Raw genomic sequence first — 23,141 nt, 5'->3', positions numbered from 1 at the left:
AAACATTGGGGCGAGGGTTGGGACGAGGGCCCTTTGTGGCAGCATAAGTGACCAAGATGGCGCTGCCTGACGACGATGCCCCCAGGTTCTCGGCGCGCGATCTCGAGCGCGAGAAACTCGCTGCGCTGAAGCAGTTTGCTTATGGCCTTAGCCACGAGATCAACAATCCGCTGACGAACATCGCGACCCGCGCCCAGATGCTGCTGGTCGACGAGAAGGATACGGACCGCCGCAAGGCGCTCACGACCATCAACGCGCAGGCCTTTCGCGCGTTTGAGATGCTCGCCGACCTGATGCTCTTTGCGCATCCTCCGGCGCCGGTGAAGACAACCTTCGATCTGCTCGAGTTGCTGCAGCAATTGATCGCCGAGCATCAGCTTGTCGCAGATCAACAGAAAACATCGCTAGAACTCGCACTGCTGCCGGCCGAGATTACTGCCATCACTGCCGATCGCACACAGCTGGCGGCAGCGATCGCGGCGCTCCTCAAAAACGCGCTGGAAGCCCTGAAAATCAGCGGCGAAATTCGCCTGAGCGTCGCGGCATCTGAACTAGCAACCGGTCAGGCTGCACTTGAGATTACCGTCGCCGATAACGGCCCGGGCATCACTGCCGAAGTTCGCCGGCATTTGTTCGATCCGTTCTTCTCGGGTCGTGAAGCGGGGCGCGGACTGGGCCTCGGACTCTCGAAGGCTTATCGCATTGCCGAACTGCATGGCGGGGAGTTGCGAGTGCAAAGCCAGTTGGGCGAAGGCTCCCGTTTTTCGCTCGTCATTCCACAGCCGGCCGCCACGAGTTAGTCACACCCCTTAGTCACACCCCTTAGTCACACCCCGGCCGGTTCAGCCTTCTCGGCCGCAACTGCATTTCGCTTGATCATCGTCACTTCGTTGCCGGTGGCGTTGTAGCGAACTTCGTCCATGAAGGTCTTCATCAACAACAGACCACGGCCACTCACCCGGTCGATGTTTGTGGGGTCGGTTGGGTCGGGCAGCGAGGCCGGATCGAACCCCGGCCCTTCATCGCGGACGACAAACCGCCCCGACTCCGAATTCACCGAGAGCCTGATGTGCAACTGCCGCTCGCTATAAGGCGGCGACTTCAACCGCTCGTCAATCAACTGCTGATACATCTGACTGTCACCGTCGCGCTGCTCGCTGGTGAGTTCCAGGTTGCCGTGAAACAGTGCATTTCGCAGGGCCTCTTCCAAGGCAATGCAAACGCGAATCACGTTCGATTCGTCGCAGAGCCCCACGTTGCACAGCAGTGTTTGGACGTATTCGATAAACGGCGGAATGAATGCCGCATCGTTACCCAAGCTGAAGTTCAACTCTCCCTGCTGCATGCAGCCCATCAGCTTGATCTGATAGTTTTGCGCGGTTCGCAGGGCGAGCACATCGCGCACCGTTTGCAGCAGCAGTTGATTCAAAGCCGTCTTGGGAACGTAACTCGCCGCTCCAGCATTAAGCGCCTCGAGCGCCGTTTCTTCCGTCCCTTTGCCGGTCATCAAGATAATGGGCAAGTGCGGATGTTGCTGCACAACCGAGGCGACCAACTCCAGCCCGTTCATGCCCGGCATGATGAGATCGGTCACGATCACATCGGGGTGGTTCAGGGCAATCTGTTCGAGGGCGGAGGGGCCGTCAAAGGCATAGATGACGTTCCATTCGCCCGAACGTGCTAGCAGGCCGCCGGCCAATCTGCGATCGACGGCCGAGTCGTCCACCACCAAGACCGTAGGCATCGCCGTACCTTTCCTACCAGCCGTGAATCAACGGAACGCTCCTAAGGTCCGCTACATTACCACTAATTATACCCTCAAGGCAAACTCAGCCCCGCAAAATCGGTGCGGAAAACTAATATTGCACCAGGCTGAAGGCTTCATAGGGGGCAATAATCTCGCGTCCTTTCAGTGCCAGCAGTTCGATGGCGAAGGCACAGCCCACGATCGTTCCGCCGCAGCGCTCGACCAGTTGGGTGCAAGCTTTCACCGTACCGCCGGTAGCCAGCAGATCGTCGACCACCAGAACCCGCTGGCCTTTCTGCAGCCCGTCCTGATGCATTTCGAGCGTATCGCTGCCGTACTCAAGATCGTAATTGTGTGAGTGCTTGTCAAACGGCAATTTGCCCGGTTTGCGAATCGGCACAAAGCCGGTCTTGAGAGCCACAGCCAGCGGCGCGGCGAAGATGAACCCCCGCGCTTCGGCGGCCACGATTACATCAATGCGAGCGGACTGGTAATGCTTGGCGATTCGATCGATCGATTCGCGAAACGCCCCCGGCGAGGCCAGCAGCGGAGTGATGTCCCGAAACATGATCCCCGGCTTGGGAAAGTCCGGGATGTCGCGAATGTAACTCTTCAGGTCAGCAACGTCGTTCATGTTTCGTTCGTCAATACAAAGGTTCGAGTGACTTAGTTTTCGCTGTCGGCGTGAGCTAGCGCAGGTCCAAATATACGCAACCGCAAGCACCGCATGTACCGGGCAGGGCAACGTAGTCAGCCGCGCTCTACCGCTCCAAATTCCAGGCGTCGCGCCCATAGCGTTGTTCCAACAGCTCGCCGGTGAGCTGCTGCGGCCAGTCGCTCGTGGGTTGATCGGCCTGCCAACTGTGAATGAGTGCCTGCCGCAGAGCGAGCGGATCGGCGGCTAAATTCGTGATGAAAGCGCGATGTTCCCGCGCGTGGCGGTAGGCGGGCTGTCGCGGAGGCGGCAGCAGCAATCGCTGTACAAGCGACAAGTTAAAGTCGTAGAGCAGCGTGCCGTGATAGAGCAGAAAGTGTCGCTTGCAACGCAGGCTATTGCCAGAAACCTTCGTCTCGCCAATCGCCAAATCGCTCGTCCCGCGCGGTTCGACGCGCTGCTGATTCAGCACCGAGTTCACCGCACTCGCAACTGTCGTCAGCACTTCGCGATGAGCTTCGTCGAGCAAGCGTAGGTGCGGCCGCTGCAGATAACTAAGCCGCAGGGAGAACATCAGGCAGCCAGGACCGACCAGCACCGTGCCGCCCCCCGAGGTCCGCCGTAGAACCGGCACGCCATCCTCTCGGCAAGCAGCCAGATCGACTTCATCCGCCGCCTTGCACGACCGACCCAGCACCACGGCCGTTTGCGGGCATTCCCACAACCGCAGCAACTCTGCCGCGGCGGGCTCGTCGTCCACTGCCTCCAGCAGCGCTTCGTCGAGCGCCAGATTCTCGGCGGCAGTCCGTAATGTCAGGTCCAGCAGCAGCATCCGTAGCATTCTCCCCCTAGGAGCCCCTAGTCGCTGAACCTAAACTGAAGGTACACGAAAGTCGTCCCCAATCGTCGCCCTCCCAATGTAGCTTTTCCGGAGTTTGTTGCATGCCTTCGCCCGACGCCGTCGACCCGAAACCGGTCGAAGCCAAGCGGCTCCCCGAACACTTGCCGCCGGTCGAAGCTCCCACCGCTGCGTTCATCATGCAGCTGTTTTTGATTCCGCTGGCCATCGTCTCGATCGTGGTCTTGCTGTGGCTCTCGTTCAGCTGGCTGGCCCAGGCCGGTCGCAACGATCCCAAGAAGCTCGTCGAAGAACTGCGCCGCGGTACCGATGTCAGTTGGCAGAGCGCGTACACTCTGGCCGAGATTCTCCGCAGTCCAGATCCGCAGTTCGATGCCGTTCGCCAAGATCACGAAATGGCGAAAGAACTGGCGGCCCTCCTCGAAGCCGATGTCGCGCAGCCTTTGCGAGGCGGCAACGACAAGGGAGATTCACTGCGGATCAAACGCCGCATGTTCCTCAGCCGCTCGCTCGGCTCGTTTCACGTGCTCGATGGCGCTCCGCTGCTGGCGCGCCTGGCGAACTACGAAAAGGACCCGCTCGAAGTTTCCGTGCGTCTGAGCGCACTCGAAGGACTCGCCACGCTGGCCCGTAATGTCGGCCCAGAAGTGATGCGCCAAGAAGAGAAGATCGTTCAGGCAGTGATTGAAGCCTCGCGGGCGACGGACGATTCCGCGACTCCCACCAAGGCTTCGGAAGACGGCGAGTATCAACCGCGGGCTGAAGTTCGCGCGGTCGCAGCCTTCACGCTCGGTGTAATCGGCGGCGAAGAGGCCCGCGCACGACTCACCACCATGCTCAACGACCCCTACGCCTCGGCCCGCTACAACGCGGCGACGGGGCTCAGCCGGCAGGGTGACGAAGCGGCCATTCCGGTACTCAAGGAAATGCTCTCGCCCGACAACAACTTGGCCGCCAAGGACGAAAGCACCCTGGCCGACAAAGACCGCAAGCGAATCTCCGTCCTCGTCGCCGGCATCCAAGGAACCATGTCGCTGGCTGAGCACAATCCCAAGGCTGACATGAAACCGTTGATGCAGGCCCTCAAAGATCTCGCCGCCTCCCCGCTCGACGAGATTAAATCCGATCGCTCAAAAATCAGGATATTAGCCGTGGAAGCTTACCGCCGCCTCGAAAAGCGAGGCTAACGCATCGCGAGTCAACTGTTAGCGAGGGCGCATTACCACGAACCATCGCGAAAGCGTTCTTCGACCCACGGGTCGCCGCGCATGTGATAGCCGCCGCGTTCCCAGTAGCCAGCCTGATCGTGCGGCAACAGTTCGATGCCGCAGATCCACTTGGCACTCTTCCACGCATACAACTGCGGCACCATGCCCCGGACCGGTCCACCATGATCGGGTTCGATGGGCGCGCCGTCGTGCAAGTCGGTCAGCAGGGCATCGTCGGCGAGAAAATCACTCAGCGGCAAGTTGGTCGTCCAGCCATTGTCGTAACCGTGACAGACGACGTACTTGGCTTCCGGAAGAATGCCCGCGCGCTCCAGCAGGTACTTCGTCGAGACTCCTTCCCACACATTGCTCAGGCGCGACCAGCGGGTGACGCAGTGAAAATCGGCAAAGACCTTCACGCGCGGCAGCGTTTGAAACTCGGCGAGCGTTAACTCGTACGGCTTCGCCACGAGCCCAAAAATCTTCAGTCGCCATTGCTCTGGCTTGGGCAAGCGCGGCGTGCCGAAGGCATCGAGCACGGGCCACTTGGGAGTGCGCGACTGCCCGGGCGGAATGCGATTCTGCCGCAACGTATCGGGGCTGATGATGGCACCCTCGGGCGGCGGCGGTGGCTCCCCAGGCTGATACTTCGGGTCGTCGCTGGTCATGGTCGGTTCTCTCACAGGAAGCCTGGTGGCTCGTGCACAATCAAGGCACCACGGAGGCAAAGCCCGTGGTGGCGCATGCGGACGGTGTTCTGTTTTTATACCTTAAATGCCCTTGCGCCTCGTCAGGGCTTCGTTGAGGCAATCGCGTGGAATCGTCCCCTCGCGCCGGTTATGCTAAGGCCACCACGATCTCCCCTTCCTGAAACCTGAAACTTTGAACCAATCTTCCCTGGTGTTTGCATGACCCGCCACTCGCGTCTTTTTGGTTGTTTCGTTTCGCTGGTCTGCTCGCTCGCAACGATCGGCCTCGCCGCTGATAGCACGCCAAAAGTTGCCGGCTTTGAACCAGCAGCCACCGATTGGCCCTGGTGGCGCGGCCCGAGCAACAACGGCATCGCCGCTGGCAATCAAGAACCGCCCCTCACTTGGAGCGAGACCGAAAATGTGATCTGGAAAACACCGATTGCCGGGCGAGGTCACAGCAGTGCGACCGTTGTCGGCGATCAGGTTTATGTGACGACCGCCGAAGAAGACAAAGAACTGCTCGCGGTCATTTCGCTCGACCGCAAGACCGGCCAGGTTCGTTGGCGGACCGATGTCCACAAGCTTGGCATGGACAAAAAGGGTAACAAGAAGACCTCGCAAGCTTCTTCGACCGTCGCCTGCGATGGCAAGCACCTGTATGTGAACTTTCTGAATCACGGCAGTGTGATGACGACCGCCCTCGACCTGCAAGGGAAGCAAGTCTGGCAAACGAAGGTCGCCGAATTCGCCACGCATCAAGGCTTTGGCTCTTCGCCGGCCCTGTTTGGTTCGCTCGTCTATGTGACGGCCGATAGCAAGGGTGGCGGTTCGCTCGCCGCGTTGTCGCGCGACAAAGGCGAGATCGTCTGGCAGCAGTTGCGTCCAGAAAAAGCCAACTACGCCTCGCCCATCGTGCTGCGTGTGGCCGGCAAAGATCAACTCCTCGTTTCCGGCTGCGATCTGGCCAGCGGGTTTCATCCGCTGACCGGCGACAAGTTTTGGGAGATCGAAGGAGCCACGACCGAGTGCGTCACGACAATGGTGACCGATGGCGAGCGCGTGTTCGTCAGCGGAGGTTACCCGCGCAAGCACGTGCAGGCGATCGCCGCCGACGGTTCCGGCAAAACAGCCTGGCAAAACAACGTGCAGGTTTATGTCCCCTCGATGATCGCTCACGAAGGTTACCTGTACGCCACGCAAGACGGTGGCGTCGCCAGTTGTTGGAAGAGCGACACCGGCGAAGAGATGTGGAAGGAACGACTCGGCGGCACCTTCAGCGGTTCGCTCACGCTCGTCGGCGACAAGCTCTATACAACCAACGAGAGCGGCACGACCTTCGTCTTTCGCGCGAACCCCAAGCAGTTCGAAAAACTGGCCGAAAACAGGCTCCCCGGCGAAGCCTTCGCCACTCCCACCATCTGCGGCAATCAAGTCTTCCTGCGTGTCGCCGAAATCAAAGACGGCCAGCGGCAAGAGATGGTTTATTGCTTGGGCAAGAAGTGAACTTTGTGATTCAAGTTTGGGCAACCAACTCCGCCAACTGCCTGCGCATTTCCTCTTCTGGCAACTGCACTCGTTGACCGTGGCCGGGAAGGACCCAGCAGAAGCGATAGTCGAGCAGGCGGCGGAGCGAGGCTAGTTGTTGCGGCCAGGAGTGCCAGCAGTAGTCTTTGAAGGCGGCGAGCCGCCGCGCATGGCGATCGAAGTGAAGATGATCGCCGGTAAACAGAAACCGATTCTGGAATAGCAGCACGCAATGGCCGGCGGTATGCCCCGGCGTGGGAATGGCAATAAAGTCCGGAGCCAGCTGGACACTTTTGTAGCCTTCGAGCACGCGCTCGGCCGCCGGCTGCGACGAGAGCTCTTCGCGGTGAATGATTCGCTCGGCATGAAAGTGATGGGCGTATTGCTCGGCGTCGGCCACATCGTCGCTGTGCGTCAAAAAGATGTGCTTCACGCCGCCCCGCTCTTCCAGTCGCCGCACCAGCTGTGGCAGAAACTTGGGCGAGTCGACCAGCCAATTACCGTCGGCCTGCTCGACAAAATAGCTGTTCCCGCCGTACGACTTGGGCGAGTTGAAGCCGCAGTAAGAAACAGGCGCTTCAATCAGCAGCGGAAAGTCCCCCAAAGCAGCTTTCACTGCTTGGTTGCCGCGAGTTCCAATCGAACCGGTGGGACAGCAGACGAGCGCTTGCAATGCCGCCTGCTGTTGCTCGGTCGTCCCAGGCTGATGATGTACGAAGGCCGTCTGCTCCGCTTCGCCGAAAGTGTGCGGAGCCAGTTGCCGGCAGGTATCGCAATCGATGCAGGTGGCATCGACAAAAAAGTCTCCCGGCATGTTCTCCGGCACCGCTCGCGCTGCATTGGCCATCGGGCAATCTCCCAGTAGCTTCATCCGCCGGCTGGCACACTTCGCCAGCCATTGATTTTACCGAACGAGCCGCTGTGAAGATGCATCGCTGAGCGCAACTCGCCTGCTCGCGAAGATGCTCGAGTTGTGTTTGTTCACAAACGGCCCCTTCGCCAAACCCACAATCCGCGCCGTTCTCGAAGAATACTGCGATCCGGCTCCCCAACCACCGGAGGTTTGTGAATACCCCCTGATTGAGCGTCGCGCTGACTTGCGTCAATCGTTCTGCACTTTTGTGCAAGAAAGACGCGCCTAATCATCAGCGACTATTTGTGAATAGCAACCAAGATGTCAAGGATCTGCAGGCCAGTCGTGCGGCAACGCATGTCGACCTAAGCAACTGCAAATCTGTTCGTTGCGTGATTCTTTGTCAAACGCCAAACTCGCATTTTTTAGGAAACCCGCAGCGTCAGCGAGGAGCGTGCATTCGCAGCCTTGAAGTGTTGCCGCCGTGAGACCATTCGCTTGGCCGTTAGCGAATGACCGAAGATCAGCTCAGCAGCCCCTCACCCCGACCCTCTCCCCGGAGTACCGAGGAGAGGGAGGTGGGAAATGCGAGAAGGCAAGAAGTGCCTTAGAAAAAATGCTAGACGATTTCGCCCGCTTCGACGAAGAGGTCGGCAAAGCGCTTGAACTTGCGGCCTTCCCAGCCCTTCTTGTGGTAGGCATAGCCGACGATTAGAGGCATGGCGAGCGTGGCTTCGCTGTAGACCATCTGTTCGAAGGTGGTATCGACCTTGCCCCAGCTGCTGGCTTCCTTAAGGGTGCTGCTGCTGAGCGCACCGTCGCGAACATCGGCGATGGTGATTTGCACGGCGTACTTGTGCATCGCGGGATACTCGTGCTCGCCGTGATCTTCTTGCAGCAGAATATCAGCGGCAACGACGATGTCCTGCGCGTAGTTCTTCGGCACACCGCCGCCGATCATGAACAGGCCCGTCATCGGGTTGTTCATCTTGATCTGCGTCAGTTCGTAGAAGTCCATCGAGCTGTCGAACGAAATCGGCTGGCGGCCGGTCTTCAGCCGTTCGTGAATGTGAGCCACGATGCCGAGCCCTGCCGAGCAGTCCGAAAATGCCGGGCAGAAGATTGGCACGCCACATTGATAGGCAGCGCCGATGATCGAATCGGTCTTGCCGTGCGTTTCGAGGTACTCGCCCATCTTGTTGAGGAAGAACCGCGAGGTGTAAGCACCGGCGGGCAGGCCGTCGGCGATCTTGCGAGTCGTTTCGTCGCAGATCCGCAGTTCTTCTTCGTCGATCAGCGTGTCGTAGATCCGGTCGATGCCGTGATCGCGGAGCATGCTATCGTCCATGCCGCTCTTCAGGCGTTCTTCGGCAATGTAGTGCTTGAAGCCGAGGGCTTCGAAGAAGTCCTGGTCGACCATGTTCGCGCCGGTGCTGACGATGGCGTCGACCATCTTGTTGCGCACCATGTCGATGATCACCTGCTTCAAACCGGCGCTAATCAGCGAGCCAGCGAGACACAGGATCACACCACAGTCGGTGTCGCGCAGCATCCGGTCGTAAATGTCTGCGGCTCGGCTCAGGTCGCGGGCGCTGAAGGCCATGTGCTGCATGGCTTCGACGACAGGCACCACATTGTGTGCCTTGATGTCGATGTGCTCGATGGTCTTCTGCAGAAGTTCTTGCTTGGAAGGCTGCCAGCCTGAATTTCCGGAAGATGCGTTGCTGGAAGTCATAGAAATCGTTCCCTTCAAAGATTGCTGAGATTGTTGAATCGGATCAGCAAGTTCAAGCGAAATACACAGTCGCCTCAGAAAGTCCCGGCAGGATCTGCGTACAGTCACGAATTGTAGCGCAACGTCCCCCCAGGTGAAGAGGGAGGAGGAAAGAATTTGGCAAGTGTGTCGAGAAAATAGCAGGCGAGAACCAACTAACCCGCAAGGTGTCGTTCTGTCGAAACGAGGCGTAGATTCTGCTTGATTGCCGGCCACCATGCTTCATCGACCCAAGCTAGATCTCCGTAAGGCTTGACTAACTCAACGTGCCAGCCACGAGCTCGCAGGGCCACGTCCATTCCATCGGCAGCTGGGGCATTGGTTGAATGCACGATTACAGGGCAATGAGCTTCATGCAGCGCCAAAAAATCGGCAACTTCGCGGCCTGTGCCGGGATCAAGCCAACGGCCGTCCCCAGTGGGCTTGAGTTCCAGGTCGTGATCGAGGGAGAGAATTAGTGTCTCCGGTAAGAAAGTCTGAAGCCAGGTAATCATCGGCGCCGACTCATCGAAGAAAACATGGTCGTACATGTACAGACGATCGTTCAGCCAGGCTTTCATCGCCTGCTGGCGTTCGAGATTGTCTTCCAGAATGGCGATTTTTAGTGCCATGGCTGAAATCACTCCAGAATTTCGATGGGGCCGCCATCCAAGGGAAAGAACCTCACCGCTCGCTCACCGACATGCAAACCAAGCTCCGTTACCTGCTGAGCAATGGTTCGCAATCCTTCTCGCTCGTCAAACTGGAATGTGCCTGAGCAATTGGTGACTTCTGTTGCAACTCCATTGATTATAGTCAGTTCGCCAGCGTAGGTCGCTGGTAATCCCCCGCCCAGAATCTTGGGATGCAGGTGCGGGCCGTCGGGAAGAACGTGCAGAATCCCGGCAGAATCTCGCACGTAAACGTATGCCCCGCTGGCGATGGTCGAATCCAAAATCCGCGAGCGAGGATCCTGATCATACGGGAAGGGATCAAGTGGCAAACGCGGCAGTAAACTTTCAGCCACTTGAACCTACCCTTGGCTAGGCTAACGCTCACAGATGCGGCTAGTAGTGTAGGCTTGCGGCAAACTGACTGGCAACATGTGATGGCAAGGACCACCGTCCGCCAAAACTAAGCCGGCGATCGACTGCCGCTCTTCGCAGCATCGGCTCCTACCTGTAGAGTTTTGATTAGCCCCAAGGTATGTTAATTTTTGTAGAAATTCGCATTTACTCGCGCTCTCCCCGCGATACGCTAGATCGTTGCCTCTCGGCATTTTAGGGGATTGAGATATGAGCTTGGGCCAAAGAACTTCGGTTCGCCGCGCATTCACCCTCGTCGAGTTGCTGGTGGTGATTGCCATCATTGGCGTCTTGGTAGCCCTGCTGCTGCCTGCCGTTCAGGCCGCTCGCGAAGCTGCCCGGCGCATTCAGTGCTCGAACAACGTCCGGCAGATCGGGCTGGCGTTTCAGAACTTTCACGATACCAATAACTGCCTGCCACCCGGCAAGGTCACTAGCTCTAGCTATCCCAACCCGGTGCATGTGAAGTTCAGCATCCCCAGCGGGCCCGAGCATGGCTGGTCTGCCTTCTTGCTTCCCTACATGGAAATGGGAAACCTTCGCGATCGCTACAGCCTGAATGTGACCTGGGACGCGACCGAAAATCTTCCGGTGGTCACCACGCACCTCAAGATTCACACCTGCCCCAGCACGCCCAACGGCAAACGCGTTGATACCTTTCAAAAGAACGCGGCTGCCGGTGATTATGGGGCGATCACCGCAGTGGAAGGGGCGCTCATTAACACGGGTCTCGTGGATAGCACGCCCGGCGAGCAAGCCTTTGGTGTAATGCGTACCAATCAGCTCCATCGCTTCGCCGATATCACCGATGGTCTCTCGAACACGTTCTGGATTGCAGAAGACGCTGGCCGGCCAGCGCGGTACAAGGCGGATCTGTCGGTCCAGACCGGCGGCACTTCTGGTGCCGCTTGGGCCGATCCCGAGAATTCTTACACGCTGCACGGCATGACTCCCGACTGCGTTACATCGCCCGACAAGTGCGCCATCAACTGCTGCAACCGCAACGAGATTTTTGCCTTTCATCCCGGTGGTGCAAACGTCATGTTTGGCGATGCCAGCGTGCGCCTGCTCGCGAAAGGCATGGACATTCGCCTAGTGGCCCGCATGGTTACCAAATCGGGCGGCGAAGTGACGGAGTAAGCGACTCCGGCCGCAGGTCAAAACAGATGACTTCCTTCTCATTGCGCACAAACAACAGCCCGCTGCAGAGTGCAGGTTGGCTGTAACAAGGTCCGGCGAGAATCGGCTCTTTGGTGCTTGCTACCGGTTCTGCCTGAGCGGCTTGAGCCTGCAACACTTGCAGGTGCCCATGCTCGCCGAGTAGCAACAGGTGGCCATCAACGGCAATGGCCTGCCCGCGGCCCAGTTCCGACGCGTGCTTCCAGCGGAGCTTGCCGGTCTCGAGTTCCACGCAGCGGAATGTTGCGCCGCCCTGCTGTGAAGCAGTAAAGCCAAAGACCAGCGCCGAGTCATTCGTCTGCGGATAATGAATCAGGCTGTTGAACTGGCTATCGAGTGTGCGGCGATCTTTCCATATCTCGCGAAACTCCATCTGCCCCTGCTTGTTGTTCGGCACCAGTTGCAAGCACACCGCACCCGGCCCCGGCCCCGCGACGAGGAGTACGCGGTCGCCTTGCACTACCGGCGTGACGGCATTGATGACATCCGGGCCGCGAGGCTGAAACTCATACTCGCCGAGCAAACTACCACTCGCGGGATCGAGCGCCGCCAGGCCGAAATCGGTAAGGACCAGCAAGTATCGCTGGCCAGCGATCGTTGTCAGCCGTGGCGTGGTATAGGCAAAACTTCGCTCGGTGGCTTGCCACGCGGTCTCGCCAGACAGTTTGTCGAAAGCGACGATTCCGGCTTGTTGTTCACCCGCTCCGACGTTGAGATAGAGCCTTTCGCCATCGACCAGCAGCCCCGCGCCAAAGCCAAACAGACCAGCAGCACCGCCGGGAAACTCTTCCGGCAAGTTCCGCTGCCAAATCACCTGGCCATGCTCTCGCGAAACGCAATGCAACTGCCCCTGGGCACCGACGGCATAGACTCGGTCGCCATCGATGACCGGCGTCGCATAGGGCCCGCTGCTGTATTCATAGGGGCATTTGTAGGTCGTCGGCCAGGCACATCGCCACCGCTCTTCTCCGCTGAGCGCGTCGAGGCAGGCCAGCACTTCTTCGTCTTGCTCGCGCTGTAGCAGCACCAAGTCGTCGCTGCTCGAATCCTGCTTGCCCACCACCGGCGCGCTATATCCCGAGCCAATGGCCTTGCGCCACAGCTCGCGCGGGCCTGCTTCGCCAAAGCGCAGGTTCAGGCCCGTCTCGGGCGATCGGCTGTCGAGGTTCGGCCCAAACAGATTCGTCCATCCGGGCGAACTAGCGTCGCCGTGTACAGCGATGGTTGTGTCCTGTTCCTCGAAGGCAATCTTGCGGACTCGAATCGGCGGGTAACCAGCGGCGTGCAACTGCCCGGTGAGGAGCGCGTGCCAGTTGCCATTGGTCCCCATCAGCCAGACGAGGGTTGAAGTCAGAGCGACGATGATGCCAAACGCGAGGGCGCGAAAGGCGAGGTGAACGGCGGACATTCATGGCACCATGTTGCGGCTCAAGAGAAGGCAGGCCCGCCGAGGCCACAGCAACTGAGTTCTCGGCATTCTGGCCCGACAGATTGTGCGCCGTTACTCGCTGGTGCGCGTGAAGGTTCGTGGAAGAAATGATGAATGGGGAAAGGTTGGTAGCTGGCGCTAGGAGTGTGGTGCAGAACATTCCAGCAGGCGACTCTGGCAGTTCCCCTGCGCACCCCAGTACGATGCAACCATGGTCATCGTTTATTCCGCCGCGATCTTCACCGCCTGCGGCCTGTTTCTAGCCAGCTGCTTTTATGGAAGTATGCGGCGCGGATCAGAATCTGACATCGCCAGAATCCGAGCTCGCTTCGGACTAGGCACCCAGTGGATAGCCCTGCTTCGCTTCGCCGCCTACGTGCAACTCGGCGCCATGGCGCTGGCCACCATCACTTTCTTTGCGCTGGCCGCCTTCTGTCTGGCAACACTGGCAGCTTAAAGTCAGCTCAGACCTTAAACGGGAATGCCCAGGGCGTGACGATGACCGCGACAATGCCAATGAGCAGATCGAGTGGCAGGCCGACTTTCACGTAGTCGCTGAAGCGGTAGCCACCCGGGCCGTAGACCATCAGGTTGGTTTGATAGCCGATGGGAGTCGCAAACCCGGCCGAGGCAGCCATCATGATGGCGATCACAAACGGCAGCGGACTGACATCGAGATTCTTCGCCGTCGCCATGGCGAACGGAAACATCAGCGCCGCGGCGGCGTTGTTCGTGATCAGTTCGGTCACAATGACCGTCGTGAAATAGATGATCACCAGTGACAGCCAGGGGTTCGTTCCCGCGAAGGACAGAAGCTGATCGGCGACTTGCGTTGCCGAGCCCGTCACTTCAAGGGCTTTACCCAGGGCAAAGGCCGCGGCAATCGCCAGCAGCACTTCCCAGTTGATGCTCTTGCGCGCGCCTTCGACCGAAACGCAGCGCGTGAGGATCATCAGGCCGGCCACGACAAACGCAGCAACGACGACGGGCACAATCTCGACGGCACTGAAGACGACCATCGCCAGCAGCAGACCCGTGGCGAGAATCGCTTTCTCGTGATGCGGAGGTGTCGAGTTCTCGACGGCTGAGACCAGAAAAAAGTCTCGCGAGCTGCGTTGTTGCTCGGCGAACGACGGGTGCGCTTCGACCAGCAGTACATCGCCCGGCTTGAGCACGATATCGCCGATCTTCTGATGCAACCGCTCGCCGTTGCGAGCTACCGCCACAACCACCGCGTTGTAGTGATTCCGAAAGCGCGATTCACGAATGGTATTGCCCACGAACGGGCAGGTGTTGCTCACCACCGCTTCGATCAAGCACCGCTGCGGCCGCGGAGCAGACAGCTTGAAGACCTCATCGGTGGCCGGAGCCAGGCCGCGAATCTTTTGTAGTTCCACCACCGACTCGACATTACCGACGAACAGCAGGCGATCGCCGCCGTGCAAAATCTCTTGCGGCGAGACGGCGGGAATGACGACTCCCTCGCGCTCGATCTCGGCCAGGAACAGCCCGGGCAAGTGACGGAGGCCAGCATTCTCGATGCTCTTACCCGCCAGCGGACTACCAGGCTGCACATGCATCTCGACCGTGTACTCGCGGGGATCGTCCTGCGTACTGACGGCTGCGCGGCGATCGGGCAGCAGGAAGTACGCCGCGAAGATCACATACACAGCGCCGACAATGGCGGCCGGCAAACCGACCCAGGTAATCGTAAACATGCCCAGCGGGTCGTGACCCTCTTTGATCCACAGACCCTGCGTAACCAGGTTGGTGCTGGTGCCGATCAACGTGCAGGTACCACCGAGAATCGCGGCATAACTGAGCGGGATCATCAGCTTGGAGACTGGAATTCGTTCGCGGCGGGCGAGATCTCCCACGGCGGGAATGAGCATCGCCACCAGAGGCGTGTTGTTCATGAACGCGCTGAAAAACATCGTCGGAAAGACGAGTCGCGAGACCGCGGAGAAAACCGATTTCGGTCTGCCAAACAGCCGCTTGGCGATCCAGTCGACGCCACCTGTTTGCTGCACACCGGCGCCCACGACAAACAGAATCGCGACCGTGATCATCCCTTCGTTCGACATGCCCGCGAGCGCTTCACCGGGCGTGAGAATACCCATGAGCACCAGCAGGCAGACGCCGAGGATCAGCACCACATCGGGAGCCAGATTAGTGAACGTCAGCAGGCCCAGAATGCCCAAGACAAGCGACAGCGTGAACTGCCCCTGCGTGAACGGCAGATAGTCCCAGATCGCTTTCGGATTGAACGCAGCAAGCAGCAGAGGCATTGGTCACTAACTAAGCGCGGCACGTTGACGTGTACGCGGCAGGCTGATCCGTAGAATAGCACCGCCCCAGGCAATCACCATCGTCATCCGGGCGGAAAGATCATTATGTTGATTTGCAAGAGCAACATTCTGCTTGCTAGCTGCTAGCCCTGCAAGTCGCGAAAGCCCACTCGTAGATGTCGCTCTACACGGAAACGTCCAACAACCCGCGAGGTATTTGGACAGGTGGCTGTTCTTAAAACTTGTCGGAAGTTGCTGGAACGGTAACCACTTGCGACTTGGAGACAACTTTTTCGACTCATTCCTTTTGTCCAATAACTGGTCGAGTTCTTGGACAGGCATCTCTAAGTCAAAATGCGTATCTCACTTCGCGAGCACGACATTACCGAACCGCGGAACGCGAGCACATGCCTGAACAACAAAACTGCAAGAGAACTTCCCGATATTATCTCATTGCGGTGTCCTGTTGTCAATTATGTGTGCCGTTAAAATTTAAAAGATTCTAACGAATCGAAGGGCCGGTGAAGTCAAGTTTGAACTGCAAGACAGCAATGTTTTGAAAGGGCTTCGTGGGGTGTTTGAAAATCCAGTCGTTTTCGAGGTCGGTGATTGAGTTTTTCCTGGACGGCTTGGACCTCGTAGCGAGTGACCTGGCTGAAGCGGGTGCCTTTCGGGAAGTATTCGCGGACTAGGCCGTTTGTGTTTTCGTTCGTGCCGCGCTCCCAAGGTGAGTGCGGATGTGCGAAGAAGATCAGCAGGGTCAGGATCCACTGCAGCCATTCCCAGCGGCTGAATTCGGAGCCGTTGTCGAACGTCACGCTCTGACGCAACTCACGCGGGTGTTTTCCCAGGCGAACACGAATCGCGCTCATCACCACGTCGGACGTTTTGTTGGGAACCAGGATCAGTTCGACGTAGCCCGTTTGACGTTCGACGAGACTCACCAGCGAGAACTGGTCATGACCGCCGCTGCAAATCAAATCTCCTTCCCAATCGCCGCAGCGGCCCCGTTCGTTAATGATCGCGGGTCGTTGTTCCAATTGCGGGCAGATCCGCTCTTTTCGCGTGCGGCAACGGCGTTTGTGCAGGTGATAACGACGCAGGCACTTCTGCAGTGGGCGTCCGTGGTCGTCACGGCGGAGCGAGTTGTAGATCGTCTGCCGCGAGATCCAACGGCGCGGATCCTCGGGAAACTGACGCTTGCTCACACCTGCGATCTGCTCCGGAGACCAGCCTTCTTGGAGTTGCTTCTTGACCGCCTCCCGAATCTCTGGCTGCTCGAACTTGCGACGCGGCCGCCCAGCCGCCGCCCGCCGACGCATCGCCAGTCCCTGGGCCACCGATGCCGAGTAACAACTCCGCGGCCGATTGCGACTCAATTCGCGACTGATTGTCGAAGCATCGCGATGAGTCGCCTCGGCGATGGCAGCCTGAGTACAACCCTGAGCATTCATCGTCGCTATGATTTCACGCTCCTCAACCCTAAGCTGCTTGTAAACCATCGCTGGGCCTCCGTTTGAGTATCTGCAAGTGAGATTCTGATATTCAAACACCCAGCGATGGCCTTTCCTACTCTCAGCCACCATACGCTAGCTTGCACTTCAATTTTGCACGCACCGCCGTTAGCCCTGCAAGTCGCGAAAGCCCACGGCACGGACCTCGTAGTTGTCGACGAGCATTGCCTGAATTTTGAAGAAGGAGTCGAGCAGCTTGCGCGGAGACTCGGTTTTGGCCTGCACGATGGCGAAGTTGGTCGGCGAGATCTCGACCTGTCCGGCGATTCCCTTGATGCTCAATTTGCACCACGTGGCGGCTGAGTCGTAATCGAGTTTCACTCGGTCATCGCCGGTTTCTTCGAGTTGGTCGATGAAGTCGGCCAGCTTGATGGGGGCGGGAGGGGCAAACTCGACGGCGTTGAATTTTTTCGGAAAGACCTGCTCGAAGGCGGGCGAGAGGATCTGCTCGGGCTCTTTGATTTCGGAGACTTGCCGCCGCCAGATCACTTCGGCCGGGTTCTCGGGATTCAGCGACACCGTCACGCTGTAACAAAAGTAAGGCGTGAGAATGCTGCCGGTCCCATCGCCGGGCGTGGTCGATTCCAGGTCGCGGCGTTTGAAGGAAAACTCTTGCCGCAACTTGTCGCGGACGTCGTCAATGTCTTGCTCGATCTCACTCGCGGCTAGTTGGTTCACCAGCGACCGCGCGTAACTGTTCACGGCATCGGGAACCGCCTGCGTCTTTTTGAAACCCGCCAGCGAACGGATTCCTTCCTGATACTCGCACAGCAGTGTCACTCGCAGCACATCGCTGGACCGAGCAGCTGCGGAGTTCTGTTTGCTGCCCAGCAACTCCGTCAGGTCGCCGAGCGCGAACTGCCCACTGCTCGGACCGTAGCATACCGGCGATTGCGTTTTCTTGTCGCTGTAGGCCTTTTGCAACGTGCGTGGCACAGCTTCGAGTAAGAAAGTTTGCAGCGAAGCGGAAGTCAGCTGCTTCTTGGTGTTCGCTGCGGCCTTGGCTTGCCCTTGAAAGGCAGAAATGAGATTCGCAGCCCACGCACCATGCTTGGTCATCGGCGCTGGCCAACTGAGCTCGCCGGGCTGACACGAGAGGACGCATACACGGCCGGTATCGGACTCGGCGAAGTGCTGGAACTCGTCGTGAACGAAAGGCTCATCGCCGAGTGGTTCACCGGTGTTCGCATTGCCCGAATCGATGAACAGGGCAACCTTGCGGCAATCGGAATCGCGCAGTTGCTTCAGCACCGACGACCAGGCGATGCTGGTCTCAGTGAGGTCACTCGTCTGTGTATCGTGGCAGGTCAAATACGCTTTGCCCGCTTCGGCAAAGCCATGCCCGGCGTAGTACAGCAGCAGTTCATCATCATCGGCCAAAGAGCGAATCGTCCGCTTCAGTTTCGATTCGACGGTCGTCTTCGTTGCTTGGCCATCGACGAGCAGCACTTGGTCGAGGTCGGCATAACCCAGCCCCACCAGAGCCTGTGCGATGGCAGCGGCATCATTCCCGGCCAGCGATCGCTTCGCCAGAGAAGGATCGGCGTAGTGTTCCACGCCGATGATCACTGCGAGCTTCATAGAATGCAGAAGTTAGAAGTAAGAAGGCAGAAGTAGGATGAAAACAGACTTGCTGGCTCCCGACTCCTGAACCCTGACTCCCAACATGCCGAGCCGTCGCGCCGGTGAACGATTACTCTGCCGGGGGCGTGAGCAACTGCGACAGCTTGATGGCTTCGAGCTGTTGGCGGGTGTTGGTGCTGACCTGTTGAAAGGCGTCGCGCAGTTGGTTCTGAGCTTCGTCGGACAAGCCTTCGCCCAGTTCGAGCGTCGAATCGTACGGCCCTTCGATGGCCTCAATCACTTCGAGCAGGGAGATCTGGTCGGCGGGACGAACGAGGGCATAGCCGCCATCGACACCGCGCGTCGAGCGCAGAATTCCGTGCGTCACCAGGTTGCGCAGGATTTGCAGCAGGAACCGTTCCGGCATCTTACCGGTCGAAGCCAGATGGCTGCAGGGCACGGGGCCTTCCGATTGCAACTGAGCGAGTTGCAATGTGGCTCGCACCGCGTAGGCGACAGTACGTGATAGTTTCATGGGCAGTCCATCTTGGCTACGGCGGCTGAGCTTCTGCGGCCCGGGCAGCTGCGGCAATGTGTCTGGAACCAGCGAGCTGGCAGTGCTCAATCTTGTTCGCGCGGGAAGCAACGATGACGGATCGCAACCCCCTCCCATGTTCATAATTCTGAACATTATGTTCAGGAAGCGAAGCCAAGTTTAACGGCCCGAATTACGTTGTCAACCAAATCACTTGCTGTTCGCCAAGATGCCTCAAATTCCCTTGCCAGCTGCACTGACACCTTCTGGCAATCATTCGGCAGCGAAGTAACTCCTGGCGACTGAGCCAGAAACCGTCAAAGCAGGCCCCCAGCAGGCTGCTGCTGACACCCAGTCTCGCCCCGGCAGACCCTGTTATTTGAGATGAAATCTCGTTAACGGCGAATCCTAACATATTCTGGCAAAAAGAGTTACCGCGACGCTAGACAGCCGGCCGATGGTCGTTAAGATTCACGACAGACGAGTGCTTCTCAGCCAGATCATCGGCAACTTGCCGCCAGCGACCGACCTTGTCTTTTTGTCTGCCTAGTCTTTTGCTTTGTAAGATCTTTGGTTCGGCCAACTTTCGAAGGTGCTATCGCCTTCCGCCTGGCCGAGACCGCTGAGTGAACCACGAAAAAAGGAATACGATCATGGATAAGTCCGCTGTTATCGAAAAGCTGAACGAATGCCTCCGCCACGAATGGACCGGAGTTGCTCAATATGCCCAAGCAGGCTTTGTCGTCGCTGGCCTGTGGCGCGACGTCTATTCCGAAAAGTTCTACGGCAGCGCCAAGGAATCGTTCGGTCACGCCAAAAAGGTCGGTGAGAAGATCGTCGCCCTCGGTGGCATTCCCACCGTCGAGCGGAACCCGATCAAGCAGAGCGAAGACCTGATGGAAATCCTCAACTTCGCTCTCGAGTTCGAATCGACGGCCGTCAAGAAGTACACCGAGGCCATTGAGATCGCCGGCGACGATCGCGCCCTGGTGATCTTCCTTGAAGACATCCTCAAGGAAGAACAAGACGGCGTGGACGAAATCAGCCGCATCCTGCGCAACCCCACGAGCGCCGCGGCCAAGAGCAAGTCGACCAAGGCCGGGTAATTTCGCGGCGGGCTCTCGCTCGCACATTTCCGCCAAGATCAAGGGAGCCACGGTGCGCGCTCCCTTGTTTCATTTCTTGGTCACTAGGCGCTTCATTCCTAGGCGAACAAGATCCCTAGGTAAACAGGCCGGTGAGTGGCTCGCCCGCATAAACGGCGTGCGGTCGGCCGTCGCGGTCGTGTAGTTTGGCACTGGCTTCGATGCCCAGCGCGTGCAGCATGGTGGCTGCGTAATCGTGAGGACTGCAGGCATTCGTCGCGGGGTACGCTGCGTGGCGATCGCTGCTGCCGTAGATGGCCCCGCCGGTGATTCCCGCGCCGGCCAGCAGTCCGCAATAGCAGTAGGGCCAATGTTCGCGGCCCGTGCCGTTCGAAATCTGCGGCTTGCGGCCAAACTCACCCACCCAGGCGACGAGCGTATCTTCGAGCAGGCCCCGTTCACTCAGATCGGTAAGCAAGGCGGCGAGCGCTCTATCGCTGGGAGGAATCAGGTCGTTTTTCAGGCGATTGAAATTGTTGCCATGCGTGTCCCAAAAGTTCTGGCCGTCGTCGTGCCAGTTGATGTTCACGATCAGCACGCCATGCTCCAGCAAGCGACGCCCCAGCAGCACACTTTGGCCGTGAATGTTGCGGCCGTAGCGCTCGCGCGTCTCGTTCGATTCCTTCGCCAGGTTGAACGCTTCGCGCACCTTGGGTGAAGCGAGCAGATCGAGCGCCTTGGCCTGATGTTGCGACATCGCGGCCGGGCGAGGCAAGGCATCGAAGGCCGCCCGCTGAGCATCGATCTGTTGCAGCAGTTGATAGCGGCTGTGCAGCGTTTCGGGCGTAACACCCTGCGGCAATTCGAGAGCGGGAAGTTTCCAATCCGGCTTGTTCGGGTCGCCAGTCGCGAGCAGCGGATCGTAGGTCGGGCCCAGCCAGCCGCCATGTTGCCCTGGCGCTTGTCCACCGGGTGCTGCGGGATGAAAGACCTTCCAAGGCAACATCACAAACGGAGGCACCGAGGACTGCGGCGGCCGCAGCTTGCTCAGCACGCTGCCTAAGTGCGGTGTATCGCGTGAACTCGGTGGCGTGGCATCGCTGCGCACCACCGGCGCGAGATGCCCCGTTACGCAAGTGTGCCCGCTCGAAAGATGCGCGGGATCGTTGTGCGACAAGCTGCGAATCACCGCGACCTTGTCCATTTGTCCGGCAAGTTCCTTGAAGTGCTCAGCGATTTGCAGCCCGGGAACCTTGGTGCTGATGGGCTGAAAGGGCCCGCGAATATCGGCCGGCGCATTCGGCTTCAAGTCAAACGTGTCGAGCTGACTCGGTCCGCCCCACATGAACAAAAAGATGCAGCGTTTCGCCTTGCCAAACCCGGGTAACTGCCGATTGTCGGTCCCGGTGAAATCGGCCCGCGCTTGCCGAGCCGATTGACTCGCAAACAGGTCTGGCAAACCCAGGCCCAGCAAACTGGCCGCTCCCGCTTGTACTACCGCGCGGCGCGACGCCAAGTGCTCACGAAAGCCCGCGCAAGGTCGATCGCTGGGCAGACCAGTTCGCATGCGGAGATCTCGCGGGGTGGGATGAACGGTGGGGCCGCCTGTTACCGGTGCACAGGCGGATATCGGTATTCATCGTACCTTTCTCGCCGCAGCAAGGGAACACGATTCCTGCCTAAACGCAGCCGATCTGAGACCCGCGACAACAGGCCTATTCACTCGCAGACTCGGCTTCGCGGGCAATTGATTGCAGCAGCAATTGCACGGACCTCAGATAGCGACGGGCCTCTTCGGCAGTGGTAGCGATTCCCAGTTCCACCAGGCGGATCGCCTCAGCCAGCTTCTGGGTTAATTCTTCGTTGAAGCGAAACCACCCGCGGGTGGCGGCAGTCGAAACAAACCGATCGGGCAAACTGTTGACGAAGCCTTCGATTTCACGGGGCACAGGACGGGCCAGAATATTGGATGCCTTAGTGAGGGTGTCGCCTGCCGTTAGCCGAATATCAAACGGTTCCATGGAGCCCTGGCGAACCGAGATTTGAATTTCTCCGAAGGCACCACACCTACCGGTTGGCAAGAGATCGCAGTCATAGTAAACCTCTGCGTATTCTTTCCTAGCCACAATGAGGTAGATCAACAGGAGAGGTAACGCGGCGAGATCCTGCTCAGAGAATTGCAACGTCGAGCCCCGATCGTAACTATCGACTTGTCCCGCTTTCAGTCGTTGCTGGGCAAACGCCACCAAGGTAGTCCGATGCAATTCGATCCAGCTGACAAAGTCGGCCGCGTGGTTGAGCCGTTCGATCGTGATGTTTGGACTCATACAATCCACATCGATTCGCACCCAATCCGATCCAATTTGCCTTGCCGCTTGCCAACCGCCGCCGCCTATGTTGACGAATTCCAACTTGCCCAAGAACGGATGTTCGCGAGTTGGTCGCTTCAAGCCTGGATGACGCTTGGGTCTGCAGCGGAGTTCGTACGGGTCAACGGCCATGGCAATCTATCTCTCAAAGGAAACCCGATAAGACAATCTGAAACATAGTTGCGCCGGCTCGCTCGATACAAGTGATCGTTCGAGTGCTGCCGCTTGACCAGACGATCGTCTCGAAACGGCAACTTCCACGCCGCCCCCGGCAAAAATCTATTCACAAAGCCCGAGGTTTGTGAACACGAACGCGCGCCGCACTCGAAGAATACTGCACCTCGCGTTCACAAACTGGCCCGGTTTGTGAACGGCCCCCTTAAAGCAGTGGGCTCTTTTCGTGGCCGCTCGCCTTGGCTCAAGCTTTAGTTCGCTCTGCTTTGGTCATGACGAGGCCGAGTGCCTCCAGGCAGTTGGCAAGGTCGGGTGCGAACACCCGGACCATGTATCCGTCGGTGCTGACCTGCGCTTCGTAGTCCCGCAACAGCTCACCCAAGATCAGCGACAGTTTCGCATTGTCGAGTTGCAGAGAGTTAACGGTGGCCAACCAACCTGGGTTGTCGGTCGACTCCAGGCGGATGCCTTCGTGATGTTCCCATTGGCCATTGCATTTGCTGTAGTACCATTGGTTGATTGCTTCGACAGATTGGTCCAGCGGCATGGTACGCGCTCACGATTGTTAAGATCTTGAAAGCCAGACGATCTTGAAAGCCAGACACAGTCGTCCAGCCGTGGTTCACCTT

The 23,141-nt window shown here is 58.6% G+C and carries 22 protein-coding genes; 6 read left to right on the top strand and 16 right to left on the bottom strand.

Annotated elements, in window-relative coordinates:
* Positions 1–56: 56 nt before the first annotated feature.
* On the top strand, positions 57–800 hold the full coding sequence (locus NA78x_RS01520; RefSeq protein WP_425616652.1) for a sensor histidine kinase: 744 nt from the start codon (positions 57–59) through the stop codon (positions 798–800).
* Positions 801–826: 26 nt separating this feature from the next.
* Here NA78x_RS01520 and NA78x_RS01515 read toward each other — a convergent pair whose 3' ends face one another.
* The 3 genes from NA78x_RS01515 to NA78x_RS01505 all read right to left on the bottom strand — a co-directional run bounded on the left by NA78x_RS01515 (position 827) and on the right by NA78x_RS01505 (position 3,234).
* Entirely contained in the window at positions 827–1,744 is a 918-nt protein-coding gene (locus tag NA78x_RS01515) for a response regulator (protein ID WP_425616651.1), read from the bottom strand.
* A 112-nt stretch (positions 1,745–1,856) separates the two neighbouring features.
* Positions 1,857–2,381: an adenine phosphoribosyltransferase gene (locus NA78x_RS01510; RefSeq protein ID WP_425616650.1), complete on the bottom strand. Its 525-nt coding sequence runs from the start codon at positions 2,379–2,381 to the stop codon at positions 1,857–1,859.
* 127 nt (positions 2,382–2,508) lie between these two features.
* The gene (locus NA78x_RS01505; RefSeq protein WP_425616649.1) at positions 2,509–3,234 is read right to left on the bottom strand and encodes a lipoate--protein ligase family protein; all 726 of its coding nucleotides are present in this window, start codon (positions 3,232–3,234) and stop codon (positions 2,509–2,511) included.
* Between the two features lie 110 nt (positions 3,235–3,344).
* Between NA78x_RS01505 and NA78x_RS01500 the strand changes: the two genes are divergently transcribed.
* Positions 3,345–4,448 (top strand): HEAT repeat domain-containing protein, encoded by a 1,104-nt coding sequence (locus NA78x_RS01500; protein ID WP_425616648.1) that lies wholly within the window; start codon positions 3,345–3,347, stop codon positions 4,446–4,448.
* A 32-nt stretch (positions 4,449–4,480) separates the two neighbouring features.
* On the opposite strand, the gene NA78x_RS01495 is transcribed toward NA78x_RS01500, so the two are convergent.
* Positions 4,481–5,137, bottom strand: coding sequence for a sulfite oxidase-like oxidoreductase (locus NA78x_RS01495; protein WP_425616647.1), 657 nt, complete (start codon positions 5,135–5,137; stop codon positions 4,481–4,483).
* A gap of 240 nt (positions 5,138–5,377) precedes the next feature.
* On the opposite strand from NA78x_RS01495, the gene NA78x_RS01490 reads away from it, so the two are divergent.
* Entirely contained in the window at positions 5,378–6,664 is a 1,287-nt protein-coding gene (locus NA78x_RS01490) for a PQQ-binding-like beta-propeller repeat protein (protein WP_425616646.1), read from the top strand.
* A 10-nt stretch (positions 6,665–6,674) separates the two neighbouring features.
* Here NA78x_RS01490 and NA78x_RS01485 read toward each other — a convergent pair whose 3' ends face one another.
* The 4 genes from NA78x_RS01485 to NA78x_RS01470 all read right to left on the bottom strand — a co-directional run bounded on the left by NA78x_RS01485 (position 6,675) and on the right by NA78x_RS01470 (position 10,318).
* Positions 6,675–7,532, bottom strand: a complete 858-nt coding sequence (locus tag NA78x_RS01485; RefSeq protein WP_425616645.1) for an MBL fold metallo-hydrolase — start codon at positions 7,530–7,532, stop codon at positions 6,675–6,677.
* 625 nt (positions 7,533–8,157) lie between these two features.
* Positions 8,158–9,273, bottom strand: coding sequence for a 1,9-bis(guanidino)-5-aza-nonane synthase (locus NA78x_RS01480; protein ID WP_425616644.1), 1,116 nt, complete (start codon positions 9,271–9,273; stop codon positions 8,158–8,160).
* Positions 9,274–9,467: 194 nt separating this feature from the next.
* Entirely contained in the window at positions 9,468–9,923 is a 456-nt protein-coding gene (locus NA78x_RS01475) for a cyclic-phosphate processing receiver domain-containing protein (protein WP_425616643.1), read from the bottom strand.
* Between the two features lie 8 nt (positions 9,924–9,931).
* The gene (locus tag NA78x_RS01470) at positions 9,932–10,318 is read right to left on the bottom strand and encodes a hypothetical protein (RefSeq protein ID WP_425616642.1); all 387 of its coding nucleotides are present in this window, start codon (positions 10,316–10,318) and stop codon (positions 9,932–9,934) included.
* 268 nt (positions 10,319–10,586) lie between these two features.
* On the opposite strand from NA78x_RS01470, the gene NA78x_RS01465 reads away from it, so the two are divergent.
* Positions 10,587–11,516 carry a DUF1559 domain-containing protein gene (locus tag NA78x_RS01465; RefSeq protein ID WP_425616641.1) on the top strand — a complete coding sequence of 310 codons (930 nt, stop codon included), beginning with the start codon at positions 10,587–10,589 and terminating at the stop codon, positions 11,514–11,516.
* On the opposite strand, the gene NA78x_RS01460 is transcribed toward NA78x_RS01465, so the two are convergent.
* On the bottom strand, positions 11,485–12,963 hold the full coding sequence (locus NA78x_RS01460) for a PQQ-binding-like beta-propeller repeat protein (protein WP_425616640.1): 1,479 nt from the start codon (positions 12,961–12,963) through the stop codon (positions 11,485–11,487). The two genes, NA78x_RS01465 and NA78x_RS01460, sit on opposite strands and share 32 nt — an antisense overlap.
* Before the next feature lie 232 nt (positions 12,964–13,195).
* Between NA78x_RS01460 and NA78x_RS01455 the strand changes: the two genes are divergently transcribed.
* The gene (locus NA78x_RS01455; protein WP_425616639.1) at positions 13,196–13,441 is read left to right on the top strand and encodes a hypothetical protein; all 246 of its coding nucleotides are present in this window, start codon (positions 13,196–13,198) and stop codon (positions 13,439–13,441) included.
* 7 nt (positions 13,442–13,448) lie between these two features.
* Here NA78x_RS01455 and NA78x_RS01450 read toward each other — a convergent pair whose 3' ends face one another.
* The 4 genes from NA78x_RS01450 to NA78x_RS01435 all read right to left on the bottom strand — a co-directional run bounded on the left by NA78x_RS01450 (position 13,449) and on the right by NA78x_RS01435 (position 18,884).
* Complete coding sequence (locus NA78x_RS01450) at positions 13,449–15,272, bottom strand: SLC13 family permease (protein WP_425616638.1); 1,824 nt, start codon at positions 15,270–15,272, stop codon at positions 13,449–13,451.
* 527 nt (positions 15,273–15,799) lie between these two features.
* The gene (locus NA78x_RS01445) at positions 15,800–16,774 is read right to left on the bottom strand and encodes an IS30 family transposase (protein ID WP_425615034.1); all 975 of its coding nucleotides are present in this window, start codon (positions 16,772–16,774) and stop codon (positions 15,800–15,802) included.
* A 120-nt stretch (positions 16,775–16,894) separates the two neighbouring features.
* On the bottom strand, positions 16,895–18,367 hold the full coding sequence (locus NA78x_RS01440) for a caspase family protein (RefSeq protein WP_425616637.1): 1,473 nt from the start codon (positions 18,365–18,367) through the stop codon (positions 16,895–16,897).
* Positions 18,368–18,479: 112 nt separating this feature from the next.
* A complete protein-coding gene (locus NA78x_RS01435; protein ID WP_425616636.1) occupies positions 18,480–18,884 on the bottom strand; it encodes an RrF2 family transcriptional regulator in 405 nt (134 codons plus the stop codon).
* A gap of 653 nt (positions 18,885–19,537) precedes the next feature.
* Between NA78x_RS01435 and NA78x_RS01430 the strand changes: the two genes are divergently transcribed.
* Positions 19,538–19,990: a ferritin-like domain-containing protein gene (locus NA78x_RS01430; protein ID WP_425616635.1), complete on the top strand. Its 453-nt coding sequence runs from the start codon at positions 19,538–19,540 to the stop codon at positions 19,988–19,990.
* A 115-nt stretch (positions 19,991–20,105) separates the two neighbouring features.
* Here NA78x_RS01430 and NA78x_RS01425 read toward each other — a convergent pair whose 3' ends face one another.
* The 3 genes from NA78x_RS01425 to NA78x_RS01415 all read right to left on the bottom strand — a co-directional run bounded on the left by NA78x_RS01425 (position 20,106) and on the right by NA78x_RS01415 (position 23,059).
* Positions 20,106–21,536, bottom strand: coding sequence for a DUF1501 domain-containing protein (locus tag NA78x_RS01425; RefSeq protein ID WP_425616634.1), 1,431 nt, complete (start codon positions 21,534–21,536; stop codon positions 20,106–20,108).
* A 148-nt stretch (positions 21,537–21,684) separates the two neighbouring features.
* The gene (locus NA78x_RS01420) at positions 21,685–22,296 is read right to left on the bottom strand and encodes a hypothetical protein (protein WP_425616633.1); all 612 of its coding nucleotides are present in this window, start codon (positions 22,294–22,296) and stop codon (positions 21,685–21,687) included.
* 460 nt (positions 22,297–22,756) lie between these two features.
* Positions 22,757–23,059, bottom strand: a complete 303-nt coding sequence (locus NA78x_RS01415) for an Imm53 family immunity protein (protein ID WP_425616632.1) — start codon at positions 23,057–23,059, stop codon at positions 22,757–22,759.
* Positions 23,060–23,141: the final 82 nt, after the last annotated feature.

It is taken from the genome of Anatilimnocola aquadivae (assembly GCF_049819085.1).
Lineage (GTDB): Bacteria > Planctomycetota > Planctomycetia > Pirellulales > Pirellulaceae > Anatilimnocola.
This window is presented reverse-complemented; position numbering and strand designations above follow the sequence as displayed.